The organism is Pseudocolwellia agarivorans (assembly GCF_002000085.1).
Taxonomy (GTDB): Bacteria; Pseudomonadota; Gammaproteobacteria; order Enterobacterales; family Alteromonadaceae; genus Pseudocolwellia; species Pseudocolwellia agarivorans.
Map to the genome: position 1 here is coordinate 1 of NZ_MUZU01000010.1, position 16,477 is coordinate 16,477.

General features: G+C 34.0%; 14 protein-coding genes. 7 read left to right on the plus strand and 7 right to left on the minus strand.

Annotation, left to right across the window (positions count from 1 at the left end; translation table 11 throughout):
• Positions 1-204 precede the first annotated feature (204 nt).
• Complete coding sequence (locus B0X80_RS14865) at positions 205-675, minus strand: YchJ family protein (RefSeq protein WP_077341666.1); 471 nt, start codon at positions 673-675, stop codon at positions 205-207.
• Positions 676-751: 76 nt separating this feature from the next.
• Complete coding sequence (locus B0X80_RS14870; protein ID WP_077341668.1) at positions 752-1,183, minus strand: SulA-like leucine-rich domain-containing protein; 432 nt, start codon at positions 1,181-1,183, stop codon at positions 752-754.
• Between the two features lie 232 nt (positions 1,184-1,415).
• On the opposite strand from B0X80_RS14870, the gene B0X80_RS14875 reads away from it, so the two are divergent.
• From B0X80_RS14875 to B0X80_RS14890, 4 genes are all read left to right on the plus strand, one after another.
• A complete protein-coding gene (locus tag B0X80_RS14875; RefSeq protein WP_077341670.1) occupies positions 1,416-2,123 on the plus strand; it encodes a ZIP family metal transporter in 708 nt (235 codons plus the stop codon).
• A gap of 509 nt (positions 2,124-2,632) precedes the next feature.
• A complete protein-coding gene (locus B0X80_RS14880) occupies positions 2,633-2,917 on the plus strand; it encodes an STAS domain-containing protein (protein ID WP_077341672.1) in 285 nt (94 codons plus the stop codon).
• 2 nt (positions 2,918-2,919) lie between these two features.
• Positions 2,920-4,638 (plus strand): SpoIIE family protein phosphatase, encoded by a 1,719-nt coding sequence (locus B0X80_RS14885; protein WP_077341674.1) that lies wholly within the window; start codon positions 2,920-2,922, stop codon positions 4,636-4,638.
• A gap of 153 nt (positions 4,639-4,791) precedes the next feature.
• Positions 4,792-5,172, plus strand: a complete 381-nt coding sequence (locus B0X80_RS14890) for an Hpt domain-containing protein (RefSeq protein WP_077341676.1) — start codon at positions 4,792-4,794, stop codon at positions 5,170-5,172.
• A gap of 32 nt (positions 5,173-5,204) precedes the next feature.
• Here the strand turns inward: B0X80_RS14890 and yfaE are convergent, their stop codons facing one another.
• From yfaE to ubiG, 5 genes are all read right to left on the minus strand, one after another.
• Positions 5,205-5,504 carry a class I ribonucleotide reductase maintenance protein YfaE gene (gene yfaE, locus B0X80_RS14895; RefSeq protein ID WP_077341678.1) on the minus strand — a complete coding sequence of 100 codons (300 nt, stop codon included), beginning with the start codon at positions 5,502-5,504 and terminating at the stop codon, positions 5,205-5,207.
• A gap of 49 nt (positions 5,505-5,553) precedes the next feature.
• Positions 5,554-6,684, minus strand: a complete 1,131-nt coding sequence (gene nrdB / locus B0X80_RS14900) for a class Ia ribonucleoside-diphosphate reductase subunit beta (protein WP_077341680.1) — start codon at positions 6,682-6,684, stop codon at positions 5,554-5,556.
• A 99-nt stretch (positions 6,685-6,783) separates the two neighbouring features.
• Positions 6,784-9,057 carry a class 1a ribonucleoside-diphosphate reductase subunit alpha gene (gene nrdA / locus B0X80_RS14905; RefSeq protein ID WP_077341682.1) on the minus strand — a complete coding sequence of 758 codons (2,274 nt, stop codon included), beginning with the start codon at positions 9,055-9,057 and terminating at the stop codon, positions 6,784-6,786.
• A 386-nt stretch (positions 9,058-9,443) separates the two neighbouring features.
• Entirely contained in the window at positions 9,444-10,100 is a 657-nt protein-coding gene (locus B0X80_RS14910) for an HAD-IA family hydrolase (RefSeq protein WP_077341684.1), read from the minus strand.
• An 8-nt stretch (positions 10,101-10,108) separates the two neighbouring features.
• Positions 10,109-10,819, minus strand: a complete 711-nt coding sequence (ubiG, locus tag B0X80_RS14915; protein WP_077341686.1) for a bifunctional 2-polyprenyl-6-hydroxyphenol methylase/3-demethylubiquinol 3-O-methyltransferase UbiG — start codon at positions 10,817-10,819, stop codon at positions 10,109-10,111.
• Positions 10,820-11,211: 392 nt separating this feature from the next.
• On the opposite strand from ubiG, the gene gyrA reads away from it, so the two are divergent.
• From gyrA to aroA, 3 genes are all read left to right on the plus strand, one after another.
• Positions 11,212-13,899 (plus strand): DNA topoisomerase (ATP-hydrolyzing) subunit A, encoded by a 2,688-nt coding sequence (gyrA, locus tag B0X80_RS14920; RefSeq protein WP_077341688.1) that lies wholly within the window; start codon positions 11,212-11,214, stop codon positions 13,897-13,899.
• A gap of 154 nt (positions 13,900-14,053) precedes the next feature.
• A complete protein-coding gene (gene serC, locus B0X80_RS14925) occupies positions 14,054-15,139 on the plus strand; it encodes a 3-phosphoserine/phosphohydroxythreonine transaminase (protein ID WP_077341690.1) in 1,086 nt (361 codons plus the stop codon).
• A 1-nt stretch (position 15,140) separates the two neighbouring features.
• On the plus strand, positions 15,141-16,421 hold the full coding sequence (aroA, locus tag B0X80_RS14930) for a 3-phosphoshikimate 1-carboxyvinyltransferase (RefSeq protein ID WP_077341692.1): 1,281 nt from the start codon (positions 15,141-15,143) through the stop codon (positions 16,419-16,421).
• Positions 16,422-16,477: the final 56 nt, after the last annotated feature.

Consider the following 16,477-nt stretch of genomic DNA (forward strand, 5'->3'; position numbering starts at 1 on the left):
AATTGGAGCCTTTGTTTATCTCAGTTAGCGATTTATTTTGAGGGACGTTTAGACAGCGTGCTCGATATTTAAGAATTTAAGCTGACACAGAATTTTGAACGCCCCCTGGTTAACATTAATTATATTAGATATATAAGACAATTAGTTTACTGAAATGGGCAAATATTTTTTAACACTACATGCATAAATAGTACTAGTTAATAATTACCTAGCGCAACACTTCTTATATTTTTTACCACTTAAACAAAAACACTCATCGTTTCTTTTAGGCATAGCTAGTTCGTTAAAATTCACCTGGCTTCCATCCACATATCGCCAAAAACCATTTTCTTTAATGAATGCAGATTTTTCACTCATTTTATAAAATATCCCATTGTTATTATATAGGGCTTCAAAAGTAACTGTTGGTGTAGAGTTATGCTCATACTCACTTGTATTTAAAATACGTAAATTTAACCAATCAGTTTGTTTTGCCCATATTGCAATGTCTTTTAGAGACTGCAGTTTTTTTGATGCATTTGAATATGTTTCATATATATATTCATTATGTTTTAAAGCATAAGCGGTGTACCTTGAACGCATAAGCTGTTCAGGAGACTCTGCATTAATCTTTTTTAGTATTAAAGGCTCACAGCACTTCTTGTATTCAGTATCACTACAACACGGACAAAGCATATATATTTTTTCGTATTCATTTAGTTGCCTGAGATCTTAACGTTTAACGTTACCAATTTAAATAAAATGATAAATGTTAATGCATTAATTTCTTATTATTTAAAATAATACATTGAGTATTACCTTCTTTTGCAGACAAATATAATTGTGATAATTCTTCTTCAGTAAAAGACGCGTTGTTTAATATAACGGCAGAGCAATTACCTTTACGTAACGCTGTTTCTATATTCTCTACCTTTACCGTTACTTTATTTGAGTTAACTTGGAGTATTTTTGAAAAAGCTTTTTTAGATATATTTTCCATACCACCTAACGAATTGTTTTCAGGGTTTATCATTAAAATCCATTTATTATTTACATGGTATTGTTGATAAATTTCTGAGTATTGTTGAGTTAATGCTTCTGCTCCATTTATATCTTTAATGTTTAACCATTGTATTGAATCGTTAACTGCCTCTAGTTTTATAACGTTTAACTTACTGATGTTATTGTCTTTAATTGCTAACATTTTTAAACCCTCGATATACTGTGTTTATATACAGTATATCGGTTGTGAACATAAATCAAGCGGTATTTTTAAAATAATTTAATTTTATTTATGGGCTACGGTTGTTAACTTTTAAATAATCATTTACAGGAAATAGATGGTTAATTTAGTGTTATATCTATAGTCTTGTTTTTATAGAAATTGTTTTTAATTTTTACTACTTATTCGTACTTGATTTTATTGGAAACTGAATATGCATTTATTAATTATCGTTATCGTATCAACTTTACTTGCTGGCTTAGCTATGACATTAGGCGCAGCAATTGCCAGTATTAAAAGAGGTTGGATTAACGACGAGATTCAGCATGGTGTTATTGCTTTTGGTGGCGGTGCTTTATTGTCTGCTGTTGCTTTAGTATTAGTGCCAGAAGGAATTACACATACCGAGCCACTCTGGGCTTGTGTGTGTTTTATTGCTGGTGGTTTTTGTTTTATGTGTCTTGATATTTACTTGAAAAAAAAGAATACGCCAGCTAGCCAACTTGCCGCTATGATCTCTGACTTCATCCCTGAATCTATTGCTCTGGGCGCTGCATTTGCAACAGGAAATAACAATGCCTTTTTACTTGCTGCTATTATTGCTTTACAAAATTTACCTGAAGGCTTTAGTGCTTATCGGGAATTAAACGAGTCACCTTCATTTAACACGCGTAAAATTTTAATTATGTTTACGTTAATGGCTTTTCTTGGTCCTATTGCTGGTGTGTCAGGGTATCTTTGGTTATCTGGGTATCCAGTTATTATTGCTGCAATTATGCTATTTGCTTCTGGAGGGATTTTATATTCAGTATTTCAAGATTTAGCCCCTAAAGTTAAGTTAGAAAATCATTGGGCTCCACCTATGGGGGCTGTGTTAGGTTTTGTGCTGGGGATGTATGGTTTAATGATCACTACATCGTAATAAATACGTAAATTAACCCGAGTTAGGGTTGTATTATTTTATGAGCTTCAGGTACAGAGTTAATTAAATCTTCTTGTACTTGTAAGGTGGTATTAAATACCACCCTAAATAGAGAGAAAGGCTATCAAAACTGATGGCCTTTGAATTTATTTACCTAAAACATTGGTTGTTGATTTTTTGGCTACTTTTGCTGCTTTTTTTTCTTTAGCCGTTAAAAGTGGTTTCTTTTTAGCACTTTTTTTATTGTCTTGTCCTTTACTCATGATACTTCCTCTTGAGGTGAATATTTTGAACCTGAAATTGGCTTATACCAACCTAGAACTGTAGCTACACAGTGCTCAATTTAAGAGCATAGATGCATAACAATCTCAGTATGTTCCTATATATGAATAATTGATATAAGTTTATTTTATACTAAACTCATAAGTAGATTAGCTGGAAATGGTATCGTTATTTTGGTTACATATTTAGGTGTTATTGTGTATTTCATCAAGTTTAGGGTGATATAAATGTTAAAAAAAGAATTTATTATTAAAGCTCCTGAACGTTTTGACTTCTCATTACATCAAATATTTAGAGATTCTTATATTAATGTTGAATCACATAATAAGGTGCTTGTGTTAGATCTATCGTTAACATCTTATATGGATAGTTCAGCACTTGGAATGATCTTGTTGTTAAAAGAGCACGCAGATAATGTTTCAGCAAGCGTTATTATCCGAAAGCCAAACGCGACCGTTAATAAAATATTAGAAATAGCTCAATTTCATCGGTTATTTATTATTGAGAACTGAGTATGGATACATATCAAAATAATCAATATGTTAAGCTTGCATTAGTCGTAGATGATTCTAAAGTACAGTGTCAGGTGCTAAGTGTTCTTCTCAAAGAGGAAAACTATCAGGTAATAGTTGCACATAATGGTTTAGAAGCCATTGCAAAGTATAAAGATTACCAACCAGATTTAATATTAATGGATATAAGCATGCCAATTATGAATGGTTTTTCTGCTACGAGAAAAATCAAAAGTCTTTCTGAAAGTAATTTATGTCCTCTAATTTTTATAACGAGTGATGATACTGAACAAGCTTATATAGATAGTATAGATGCAGGTGGTGATGGAATTTTAGTTAGGCCTTTTTCTCCTCAAATTTTTAAATCTAAAATTAAATCACTTCAACGTATTAGTGATCTGTATAGGCAAGTTAAATCATTACAACAAGAACAACAAAAAGACGCTGAGCTAGCTGAACGGTTGATGTCTGGCGTTATAGAATCTAGGAATTTTGCTTTAGATAAAATAGGCATGATAAAACAACCAGCGGCATTGTTTAGTGGAGATATTCAGTTAACAGCCTTGTCTCCTAACGGTGACCTAAATGTTATGTTAGGAGATTTTACTGGTCATGGACTGAGGTCTTCTATAGGGGCAATCCCTTTAGCTGAAACTTTTAGAGCAATGACACGTAAAGGTTTTTCACTATTTGAAATTATTATTCAAATTAATAAACAGTTATACACTTTATTACCTTCAGATCTATTTTTAGGTGCTGCATTTGTTAGTGTTTCTGAGCATGATAAGTCTGCTTATATTTTTAATGCTGGATTACCTGATATCTATATTATGTCTAGTGATGGTAGCGTAAGGAATAAAATATCTTCTACTCATCCACCTATGGGAGTGTTACCAGAGCTTTTTAAGGGGACTAATTTAACTGTTTTGTCGGTAGAGAAAGACGAACGAATAGAGTTGATTAGTGATGGTATTCTTGAGGTAAGGAATGATAAAGGAAACATGTTTGAATGTGAGCGTTTAGAAGAGTCATTGAAAAAAGGTATTGTTGAAAATAATGTAAGCTCAATCGTATTGAGTGATGTGATAAAATTTTGTCAAAACATGCCACAAGAAGATGATATTTCCCTAATAGACATTCCATGTAGTGGCTGGTTGTCATCTAAGGATAATCATGAAGCAACTTTGATGAAAAATGAAGATAAAAGTATTGCTCATGATTATGAAAATGGTGCTTGCGCTTGGGAATGGCGACTTAAACTATCAGGTTCAAGGTTAACCAAAATAAACCCTATTCCTATCGCATTAAATCAAATAACAGAAATAGAAGGTAATTCAGAGCATTGGCAGAATTTATACACGATATTAACAGAACTTTTTATTAATGCGCTGGACCACGGTGTATTGGGGTTAGGCTCAGAACTAAAAAGTACAGCCCAAGGCTTTGTATTGTATTTTAACGAGCGAGAAGCGCGTTTAGCTAAACTAGATAAAGGATTTGTTGATATTAAGCTAAGTTATTACCCTATAGCGCTAGGAGGGCGAATAAAAATATATATTAGTGATAGTGGAAAAGGCTTTAAGTATATTAAAAGTGAGCATAGAGAAATAAATAACCAACTTTATGGAAGAGGGATAATGATGTTAAACCAATTATGTGAGTCATTAGTTTATAAAAATAATGGCAGTACAGTGGAGGCTTCATATGCATGGAAAGTTTAATTCCACATATTTTTAATTGATTTAGATAACGTATTATTTAAGAACTATAATAGGTTAAGTGCTAGAAGTTAAATATTGAGTTATATGTGTACGCTAAAATATTTACAGTTAATTAACTTAACTATAAATTTTTATGTATAAAGGGGATAGCGGTTGAAGAATCAAGATATTGATAAGATTAAGGTGCAACTTCCTGGTATCGATTATGATATTGGTGTAGCAAATGTGCTAGGTGATGATGAAATATATCAAGAAATAATATTAATGTTTTATGAAGATCATTCAAAAGATGATGAGAATATTCAAAAAGCGATACTTGGGTACGATGGTGATAACTGCAAACGATTAGTACATACGTTAAAAGGGGTCGCTTGTTCTATTGGTGCCATGACGTTATTTGAGCAAGTTAAGTTATTAGACATTGCAATTAATGAAAGAAGAGAAGGGGATTATCAGCATTTATTAGAGGCTTTAAAACCTGAGTTTAATCGAGTGATTAAAGGAATTGAGGTAGCTTTCATAAATAAAATGTAAGGCTTTTAGTTAGCACTTGATATTTTTTATTATTAAATCAAGGTAATATTGATATCGCTTATTGGTTTACAACAGCATGGAAGTATTTCATTTGGACCAACATAAGCTAATGGTTCACCTTTAAAGTAGTTAATTTTTCCGCTATTTAACGTGATACGACAAGCACCACAATAGCCATCTCTACAGTGGTAATGTATTTCATGCTGTTCCTTTTCTAAACACTCTAGCAGGGTTTGTTCTGTATTTTTATAAAGAACTGTGGTGTTTTCGATAGAAATTTTTATAGGAAAATCTTCTAGGGGGGAGTTAGGAGTAGCATTAGCATCTTTCATTTTATCAACACCTATAAATTAGCATGCTAATGCTATCTTAATCTCAATATTATAAATCGAAGTCGTCAAAGTCATCAGAAGACACTGATGAATCAACTTGACCAACAAGGTAGCTAGATATCTCAGTTTCTTGAGGAGCTACTTGAACATTATCACTCGATAAATAAGAGTTTATCCATGGCAATGGATTGGTTTTTATATTAAATGGTGCATCTAACCCTATAGCGACCATTCTTTGATTACTAATATATTCAATGTACTGTTTTAAAATCTCAGCATTTACACCAATCATAGAACCATCTTTAAAAAGGTAATCGGCCCATTCTTTTTCTTGATCAACTACATCTAAGAAAACTTGTCGACCTTGATCGGCCATCGTTTTACAAATTTCTTGCATTTCAGGATCGTCTTGTCCACTACTCCATAAATTGAGTATGGTTTGTGTTCCTGTTAAATGTAATGCTTCATCACGGGCAATTAACTTAATAATTTTAGCGTTTCCTTCGAGCAACTCTCGTTCTGCAAAGGCAAATGAACAGGCAAAACTTACATAAAAACGAATAGCTTCTAAGGCGTTAACAGAACATATAGCAAGATATAGTCGTTCTTTTAGTTTACGCATTGATACTTCAAGGATCTCGCCATCTATTTCGTAACTGCCTTCCCCTTGAGATTGTAATAACTGTGTTGTTAATATCACAATATCAAAATATTTAGCGATACTCGCTGCTCTTTTTAAAATGGCAGGGTTTACAACAATATCATTGAATACTTCACTAGGATCCGAAAATAAATTTCTTAATATATGGGTATATGAACGGGAATGAATCGTTTCACTAAATGCCCATGTTTCTACCCACGTTTCAAGTTCGGGTAAAGAAACTAAAGGAAGTAATACCGCATTAACTGAACGAGCAGCCATGCTATCTAGTAATGTTTGATATTTTAGATTAGAAATAAAAATATGTTTTTCTGAATCTGTAAGGCCTTGCCAGTCAGAACGATCTTTAGATACATCAACCTCTTCAGGTCGCCAAAAAAATGATAGTTGTTTTTCTATTAATCGTTCAAAATTAACAAATTTTTGTTGATCGTAACGGCTTACATTAACACTTTGACCGAAAAACATTGGCTCTAATAAAGCATTGTTAGCCGATTGATTAAACGTTGTATACGTCATTTATTTTCCCTGGAAATATCAAAGCTAGGTTTGATAAATATATTACTAATTACAGATTTTTATATTAATTACAATGTTTGATTAAATGCTTGACCGTGTTTAAATTTTACATGCGCCGCCAGCACAATCATCATCTTCTACTTCTACTTGATTATCGTCAGCACCATCTCTTGTATTGTGATAATACATTGTTTTAATACCTAATTTATAGGCGGTTAATATATCTTTTAATACTTGTTTAATAGGTACTTTTCTTCCTTCAAAACGAGATGGGTCATAGTTAGTGTTTGCAGAAATGGTTTGATCGATAAATTTCTGCATAATACCTACTAATTCTAAATAACCTTGGTTACTTGGAATATTCCAAAGTAATTCATAGTTATCTTTTAAATTAGCGTAATCAGGTACAACTTGTTTTAATATGCCATCTTTACTAGCTTTTACACTTATAAGACCACGAGGTGGTTCAATACCATTGGTTGCATTAGATATTTGTGATGATGTCTCTGAAGGCATTAATGCCGAAACTGTAGAGTTTCTTACACCAAATTTCATAATATCAGCACGTAAACTATCCCAGTCTAAATGGAGTGGTTCGCTAACAATTTTATCAATCTCTTTTTTGTAAGTATCTATAGGTAAGATACCTTTTGATAATCGAGTTTCATTGAATTTAGGACAAGCACCCATTTCTTTAGCCAGGTTGTTACTGGCTTTTAATAAATAATACTGTATTGCTTCAAATGTTTTATGAGTAAGGTTATTTGCACTTCCATTCGAATAATACAAGCCATTTTTAGCTAAATAATAAGCGTAGTTAATAACACCAATACCTAATGTACGTCTACCAACCGTCGCATTTTTAGCCGCTGGCATTGGGTAGTCTTGATAATCTAGTAAACTATCTAGGGCACGAACAGCTAAGTCAGCTAAATGGTCAAGTTCATCTAAGCTTTCAATAGCGCCTAAGTTAAACGCTGAAAGTGTACATAAAGCAATTTCGCCATTGGGATCATTAATGTCATTCATTGGTTGTGTAGGTAGAGCTATTTCTAAACACAGATTACTTTGTCTGATAGGAGCTTGTTTTGGATCAAATGGACTATGAGTATTACAGTGATCTACGTTTTGTAAATAGATACGACCTGTACTTGCACGCTCTTGTGCAAATAAGGTAAATAATTCAATAGCTTTAATACATTTTTTACGAATTGAAGGATCGGCTTCATACTTAGTATAAAGCGCTTCAAATTCGTCTTGATCCTCAAAAAAGGCATCATATAAACCAGGTACATCGCTAGGACTAAACAGAGTGATCGATTCACCTTTAATCAAGCGTTGATACATGACTTTATTAAACTGAACACCATAATCTAAATGACGAACACGGTTTTCTTCAACACCACGGTTATTTTTTAATACCAGTAAACTTTCAACTTCTAAGTGCCATAATGGATAGAATAAGGTAGCAGCACCGCCGCGAACTCCACCCTGAGAACAACTTTTTACAGCTGTTTGGAAGTGTTTGAAAAATGGGATACAACCCGTGTGAAAAGCTTCGCCATTTCTTATTGAGCTACCTAAAGCTCTAATACGACCGGCATTAATACCTATACCTGCACGTTGTGAAACGTATTTCACAATTGAGCTAGATGCCGCATTAATTGAATCTAAGCTATCGCCACACTCAATTAGTACACAAGAAGAGAATTGGCGAGTAGGCGTTCTTACACCTGCCATAATAGGCGTAGGTAAAGAAATTTTAAAGGTAGATATAGCGTTGTAAAAACCTTCAACATACGTTAAACGTGTTTCTTTTGGGTATTTTGCAAATAAACAAGCAGCAACAAGAATATATAAGAACTGTGCGCTTTCGTAAATTTCACCACTTACACGGTTTTGAACAAGGTATTTACCTTCCAACTGTTTTACAGCCGCGTAGCTAAAATTTAAGTCTCGGCGATGGTCTAAAAATTGTTCCATTGCTTCAAATTCATCTTGTGTATAATCAGTGATTAAGTGCTGGTCATACTTACCTGATGCGACTAAAGAAATAACATGTTCATATAGTTTAGGTGGTTCAAATTTACCATAGGCTTTTTTTCGTAGATGAAAAATAGCTAAACGAGCCGCTAAAAACTGATAATCAGGTGTTTCTTCTGAAATTAAATCAGCGGCAGATTTAATTATAGTTTCATGAATATCTGCTGTTTTTATTCCATCGTAGAATTGAATATGTGATTTTAATTCAACTTGAGATACAGAAACATTATCTAATCCTTCTGCAGCCCAATCAATCACTTGATGGATTTTTTCCAAATCAATGGGTTCTTTTTTGCCGTTACGTTTAGTAACAAAAAGGTTGTTATTCATGAAAGACCTGTAATTAATTTATAAGTTCTACTTGTTCGTACGTGAACATTTATAGTAATGGCCCCAGCTAGTGCTTGTGAATAATAAATACACTACATGTTGGGGTTTTATAAAAAGTGATCACAAGATAGTGAGGTTTTGGGGGTATTGCAAGTGTTAAAATATAATGAATTTAAGGTCATGCTTGGCTATAAAAATTCAGTTAGTAATAACTAACTTAGTAAGGCGTTTTATTTTTGATTTATGAGAAACGCAATGCTTTTTTTAGGTTAATTATTCCCTGTTATTTATTTTAAATAAATAACAGGTGTGCATAAATTGTACTGTTGTTTTTTAGTCGTTAATGTTTGAATTTTCATCAAATAAATTACTAATTGAACACTTGTTTATTTTATCGTCGCTAGTATATCAAGAGGGTTTAATGTTATAGCGTCAGCTTGCCAATGTTTACATTCATTAATGTCTAAAATATATCCCCATTGTGCTATTATTGTGTACATGTTTGCCCGATTACCAGCTTCAATGTCTCGAGGTGCATCACCAACATAAATACATTTTTCAGGATCACTGCCCATTTCTTTACATGCAAATAAAATAGGTGCTGGGTGAGGTTTACGTTGAGGAAGGGTATCTCCAGCGATCAATGTTCTACATTGATCGAATTGTGGGAATTTAGGTACTAAAATTTTAGATAAGTATTCTGGTTTATTTGTTACGATTCCCCATGGAATATTTATTTCATTTAATGTGAACAATAATTTTTCTATATTAGGATATAAATCTGTATGAACAGCAATGTTTTGTTCGTAGTAATTTAAAAACTCAAGACGAAGTGCATCAAAATCAAATTCTGAAAGGCGCTCCCCAAAACCTAATTCTAGTAAACCCTTTGCACCATCAGAGGCTATCGGTCTGTACTTTTCTCTGTCTACAGGCTTAAGACCTTTATTTTTTAATACATAATTTAATGCCTCTCCTAGATCATTTGCTGTATCTAATAAAGTACCATCTAAATCGAATAATACGCTTGTATGCTTATTCATTGATTTTCCTATGCTTGTTTTTGGAAACATAAAATATAGTTAACATCTAATTTAGATGTTAACTTATGGTTTTCTGTCAAGGGATTATAGTGAATTCCAGCAGCATCTATACATTTTAAATTTTTATCTTCAGCCCATGAAATTAAAGTTGATGGTTTGATAAAAGAATCGTGATCATGAGTACCATTAGGAACAAGCTTAAGTACTTTTTCTGCAGCAACTATAGCTAATAGATAAGACATAATTGTTTTATTTAAGGTTGAGAAAAAAACAAAACCATTGGGTTTTACCATATCAGCACATGCTGAAACAATTGAAGAAGGATCTGGAACATGTTCAAGCATTTCCATACACGTCACAATATCAAAAGCTTCAGGAGTTTGTTCAGCTTTTTCTTCTGCTGTTATTTTTTCATAATTTAACTTAACGTTAGACTCTAATGCATGAAGCTTTGCTATATTAAGTGGCTCTTCTCCCATATCAATACCCGTGACATCGGCTCCTAATTTTGCAAGGCTTTCACTCAATATCCCACCGCCACAGCCAACGTCTAATATCTTTTTATCAAATAAATTGTGTACATGTTGAATAATAAACTGACAACGAAGGGGGTTTATTTGATGGAGTGGTTTAAAATCGCCGGTAAGGTCCCACCATTGACTGGCAACTTTTTCGAACTTTTCAATTTCATCAAAATTTACGTTAATGTTATTAGACATTTTAATAGACTCATCGCAGAATGTTTTTATTATTAATGATTCTAAATGAAAACGTAATTCAAACCTAGTAAGTTAAAAGTTTATCCTTATTAAAAGAAGGTTTTTATTTTTAATTTGTACTTACTTTTAATACAGATATATTTTGCGGTTTAAAAAGTAATCAAATCCTTTTGCTTTAGTTGATTGCTTAAATATTAAACGTTTGACTCTTTGTGTTTTTTCTTATTTAAAACAGCATTTTATAAGTATTCATTCGATAAAAGTATATGAATATAATCGAGAGCCATAAAGCAGTATTGTCTTGTGAAATTTTATGTTAGTATGCCGTGTTAATTATAACTATAATTTCGAAAATTCTGATTTTGTTCTAAGTTAAGGGATACCATCGATTTATGACCGATCTGGCTAACAATATTTCTCCAATAAATATTGAAGATGAATTAAAAAACTCCTATTTAGATTACGCGATGAGTGTAATAGTAGGGCGAGCATTACCTGATGTTCGTGATGGATTAAAACCCGTGCATCGTCGCGTTTTGTTTGCAATGAATGTACTCGGTAATGACTTCAATAAACCTTATAAAAAATCAGCACGTGTTGTTGGTGATGTTATTGGTAAGTATCACCCTCATGGTGATACTGCTGTATACGATACTATTGTTCGTATGGCACAACCATTTTCTTTAAGGTACATGTTGGTTGATGGGCAAGGTAACTTTGGTTCAGTAGATGGTGACTCTGCTGCTGCTATGCGTTACACAGAAATCAGAATGGCAAAAATTGCACATTCTATTCTGGCTGATTTAGATAAAGAAACAGTTGATTTTGTTCCTAACTATGATGGAACAGAGCATATTCCTGCGGTAATGCCTACTCGTATACCTAACTTATTAGTTAATGGTACTTCGGGTATTGCTGTTGGTATGGCTACAAATATTCCTCCGCATAATTTAACTGAAGTCATAAATGCTTGTTTGGCACTTATTGAAAACAGCGAGTTATCAATTGAAGAGTTAATTGAATATATTCCAGGTCCAGATTTTCCTACAGCAGCCATAATTAGTGGTCGTGCAGGTATTCAGGAAGCTTATAGAACCGGACGTGGTAAAATTAAGATACGTGCTCGTGCTTCTATTGAAGTTGATGAAAACTCTGGTAAAGAAACCATTGTTGTTCATGAATTACCTTACCAAGTTAACAAGGCGCGCTTAATTGAAAAAATGGCTGAGCTTGTTAAAGAAAAACGTTTAGAAGGTATTTCGGCCTTACGCGACGAGTCTGATAAAGATGGTATGCGTATGGTAATTGAGGTTAGACGTGGTGAGGTTGGAGAGGTTGTATTAAATAATCTTTACAAATTAACTCAAATGCAAGTGTCTTTTGGCTTAAATATGGTGGCTTTAACAAATGGTCAACCTAAGTTATTTAACCTAAAAGAAATGCTTGAAGCATTTATTCTGCATCGTCGAGAAGTTGTTACACGACGTACTATTTTTGAACTTCGTAAAGCACGTGAAAGAGCTCATCTTCTTGAAGGTTTATCAATAGCACTTGCTAATATCGATCCTATAATTGAGTTGATTAAAACATCGCCTACACCGAGTGAAGCAAAAGAAAAGCTTATATCACAAGGTTGGGAACTAGGTAATGTTGCAGAAATGCTATCAGCAGCTGGTTATGATGCAGCTCGTCCTGAATGGGTTGAACCAGAATTTGGTATTAGAGACAATAAATATTATTTAACCGTACAACAAGCTCAAGCAATATTAGACTTACGTTTACATAAATTAACGGGTCTAGAACATGAGAAAATATTAAACGAATATAAAGAGCTTCTTGATCTTATTGCAGAGTTGTTACACATATTAGCAACACCTGAACGTCTGATGGAAGTGATTCGTGAAGAGCTTGAAGAAATTAGAACTGAATTCGGTGATGAGCGTAGAACAGAAATAAGTTCAGCTTCTCATGATTTATCGATGGAAGATTTAATTTGTGAAGAAGATGTAGTTGTTACACTTTCTCATGAAGGTTACGTTAAATATCAAGTTTTAGCCGATTACGATGCTCAGCGTCGAGGTGGTAAAGGTAAAGCTGCAACTAAAATGAAAGAAGAAGACTTTATTGAAAGGCTTCTTGTTGCGAATACTCACGATACTATTCTTTGTTTCTCTGATAGAGGAAGAATGTATTGGCTTAAAGTATTCCAATTACCTTTAGCAAGCAGAACAGCGAGAGGTCGTCCAATCGTTAATATTCTTCCATTAGAAGCTGATGAAAGAATTACGGCTATTCTACCAGTACGTGAATACGAAGAAGACAAATTTATCTTTATGGCTACAGCTTCAGGTACCGTTAAGAAAACTCGTTTAACCGAGTACTCTCGTCCAAGAGCAAATGGTATTATCGCGATTAATTTACGTGAAGACGATACGCTAATTGGTGTGGATATCACTGAAGGTGATAACGACATTATGCTATTTTCTGATGCTGGTAAAGTTGTACGCTTTACTGAGGGTAAGAAAAACCCAGATGATGCTAACTTTGTTGTAAAACCTGTAGGTCGTAACGCAACAGGTGTTCGTGGTATGAAGTTAGAAAATGACGAAAAAGTAGTTTCTCTTATCGTACCTCATAATGATGGACCTATCTTAACTATTACTGAAAATGGTTTTGGTAAGCGCACAGCATTAGAAGAATACCCTGCGAAAAGTCGAGCAACTAAAGGTGTTGTCTCTATAAAAGTAAGTGAGCGTAATGGTAAAGTTGTTGGTGCTGTTCAAGTTGAAGAGCAAGACGAAATTATGTTAATCACTGATAATGGAACCTTAGTACGAACTCGTGTAAACGAAGTCAGCGTTATTGGACGTAATACTCAAGGTGTTCGTATTATACGTACTTCTGAAACAGAGCTGGTTGTTGCATTGCAGCGTATTGATGAAATTCAAACAGACGAGTCTGATGAAGTTATTGGCGAAAATGTTGTTGATGGCGATTCATCACCAGAAGCGAATGCTGAGACACCTGTAGAGTCACCTACTAGTGAGTCATCCGACGAAGCTGGTGAAGATATAGAATAACAACTGTCACACAATCAAATAAAAGGGCGGTTTAACCGCTCTTTTTTATGTTTAAGTTGGTAGTAATAAATAAAGTGTATAAGTGAGTGGGATTTACTTCTAAATAAATCTGCATACTTATTAATATAACAAATTTCAAAAGGTTAATTTAAAAATGTCTGGTGTTTATAATTTTTGTGCTGGCCCTGCAATGTTACCCGTTGATGTAATGAAAAAAGCGCAGCAAGAGTTTATTAATTGGGAAAATATGGGCAGTTCTATAATGGAATTGAGTCATAGAAGTCCTGAATTCATGGCTGTAGCAGCCAATGCAGAAGCAACACTTCGTACATTAATGGATATTCCTACGAATTATAAAGTACTGTTTTGCCATGGCGGTGGCCGAGGACAATTTTCAGCTGTCCCGCTAAATTTATTACCCGCAGGTAAAAAAGCTGACTACATTGTATCGGGCTCTTGGTCTAAAGCAGCAGCAGCAGAAGCGGCTAATTTTGGTGAAGTTAATGTTATTGATATAACGCGTGAAACTGAAAGCTCAAAATCTATTATCCCTTTAAATGAATGGCCTTTATCGCCTGATGCCGCGTATGTACATTACTGTCCAAATGAAACGGTTGATGGCTTAGAAATTTTTGAGTTACCAGAAACAAATGGTATTCCTTTAGTTGCTGATTTATCGTCAACAATCCTTTCAAGAAAATTTGATGTATCAAAGTTTGGGCTTATCTATGCCGGTGCTCAAAAAAATATTGGACCGTCGGGTTTAACTATAGTCATCGTAAGAGATGATCTTATTGGCCATGCCGCTAAAGCAACACCTTGTATTATGAACTATAAAACATTAGCTGATAATGACTCTATGTATAATACACCTCCTAGTTATGCATGGTATTTAGCTGGACTTGTTTTTGATTGGTTAGCGGATCTAGGTGGTGTTGAAGCAATTGAACAAGTTAATGCTAAAAAAGCTCAAATTTTATACAGCTATATTGATAACAGTAGTTTTTATAAAAATAACATAGCAAAAGAATTTCGTAGCTTAATGAATATTCCATTCTGGTTAGTTAATGAAGAATTAAATAAATCGTTTTTAACTGAAGCTGCAAATGAAGGGCTTACCGCTCTTAAAGGTCATCGTATTGTAGGCGGTATGAGAGCAAGTATTTACAATGCAATGCCTTATGAAGGTGTAGAAGCCTTAGTGGCGTTTATGAAAAAATTTGAACAGGAGAATGGATAGAATGGAGCAACTCACATTAAATCCTATTGAAAAAATCAATGGAGAGATTTTTTTACCAGGTTCAAAAAGTTTATCTAATCGCGCATTATTAATTGCAGCGTTAGCTAATGGTGTTACTAAAATTACTAATTTACTCGTTAGTGAAGATATTGAACATATGCTTAATGCTTTAGCAACGCTTGGTGTTAAATATACCTTAAGTGATTGTGGTACAGAGTGTACAGTTGTTGGTAATAATGGTTTTTTTAAAAGCGATCAGCCATTAGAGTTATATTTAGGTAATGCAGGTACTGCTATGCGTCCTTTATGCGCTGCATTAGCTGCTAGTGATGGCGAGTTTGTATTAACAGGTGAACCAAGAATGAAAGAAAGGCCTATTGGCCACTTAGTTGATGCACTAGCACAACTTGATGCTGATATTGAATACCTGGAAAATCAAGATTATCCGCCCGTAAAAATATTAGGTAAAGCGTTAACAGGTAATACCGTTACTATTGATGGTTCAATTTCTAGCCAGTTTTTAACCGCTATACTCATGATTGCTCCTTTGTTAAAAACCAATACTAATATAGAGATTAAAGGTGAATTAGTCTCAAAACCGTATATTGATATTACTCTTGATATTATGTCTAGGTTTGGCATTAAAGTGCAAAACAATGACTATCAATCATTTACTGTACAAGGTAATCAATCGTACCAGTCTGTTGAGCGTTACATGGTTGAAGGTGATGCTTCTTCAGCGTCATACTTTTTAGCTGCCGGTGCAATTAAAGGTGGTGAAATTACAGTGCACGGTGTTGGTAAATTAAGTGTCCAAGGTGATAAGCATTTTGCTGATGTTCTAGAGAAAATGGGCGCAGAAGTTAAATGGAGTGATGAATCAATCAGTGTTGTAGGTAAACCACTTACCGCTGTTGATATGGACATGAATCACATACCTGATGCTGCTATGACAATAGCAACAACAGCACTCTTTGCTAAAGGTACTACAACGATTAGAAACATATATAATTGGCGAGTAAAAGAAACAGATCGATTAACGGCGATGGCAACAGAGCTGAGAAAAGTAGGAGCGGAGGTGATAGAAGGTGAAGACTTTATCACAATCACACCTCCCACTTTATTAAAGCATGCTGAAATAGATACTTACAATGATCATCGTGTTGCTATGTGTTTCTCTCTAATAGCATTGAGTGGTACACCTGTAACGATTAATGATCCTAAATGTACAGCAAAAACATTCCCTGACTATTTTGAAAAGTTAGCTCAGGTTTCTTGCTAGATACGTTAAAATAAATTTTTATGCGATTAAAGAGGTTAAACTCCGTATAATCGCGC

Bases quoted from the DNA above. Each gene is read 5' to 3' on its own strand.
- B0X80_RS14865 (WP_077341666.1), bottom strand. From the start codon at position 675: ATGCTTTGTCCGTGTTGTAGTGATACTGAATACAAGAAGTGCTGTGAG.
- B0X80_RS14870 (WP_077341668.1), bottom strand. From the start codon at position 1,183: ATGTTAGCAATTAAAGACAATAACATCAGTAAGTTAAACGTTATAAAA.
- B0X80_RS14875 (WP_077341670.1), top strand. From the start codon at position 1,416: ATGCATTTATTAATTATCGTTATCGTATCAACTTTACTTGCTGGCTTA.
- B0X80_RS14880 (WP_077341672.1), top strand. From the start codon at position 2,633: ATGTTAAAAAAAGAATTTATTATTAAAGCTCCTGAACGTTTTGACTTC.
- B0X80_RS14885 (WP_077341674.1), top strand. From the start codon at position 2,920: ATGGATACATATCAAAATAATCAATATGTTAAGCTTGCATTAGTCGTA.
- yfaE (WP_077341678.1), bottom strand. From the start codon at position 5,504: ATGAAAGATGCTAATGCTACTCCTAACTCCCCCCTAGAAGATTTTCCT.
- nrdB (WP_077341680.1), bottom strand. From the start codon at position 6,684: ATGACGTATACAACGTTTAATCAATCGGCTAACAATGCTTTATTAGAG.
- nrdA (WP_077341682.1), bottom strand. From the start codon at position 9,057: ATGAATAACAACCTTTTTGTTACTAAACGTAACGGCAAAAAAGAACCC.
- B0X80_RS14910 (WP_077341684.1), bottom strand. From the start codon at position 10,100: ATGAATAAGCATACAAGCGTATTATTCGATTTAGATGGTACTTTATTA.
- ubiG (WP_077341686.1), bottom strand. From the start codon at position 10,819: ATGTCTAATAACATTAACGTAAATTTTGATGAAATTGAAAAGTTCGAA.
- gyrA (WP_077341688.1), top strand. From the start codon at position 11,212: ATGACCGATCTGGCTAACAATATTTCTCCAATAAATATTGAAGATGAA.
- serC (WP_077341690.1), top strand. From the start codon at position 14,054: ATGTCTGGTGTTTATAATTTTTGTGCTGGCCCTGCAATGTTACCCGTT.
- aroA (WP_077341692.1), top strand. From the start codon at position 15,141: ATGGAGCAACTCACATTAAATCCTATTGAAAAAATCAATGGAGAGATT.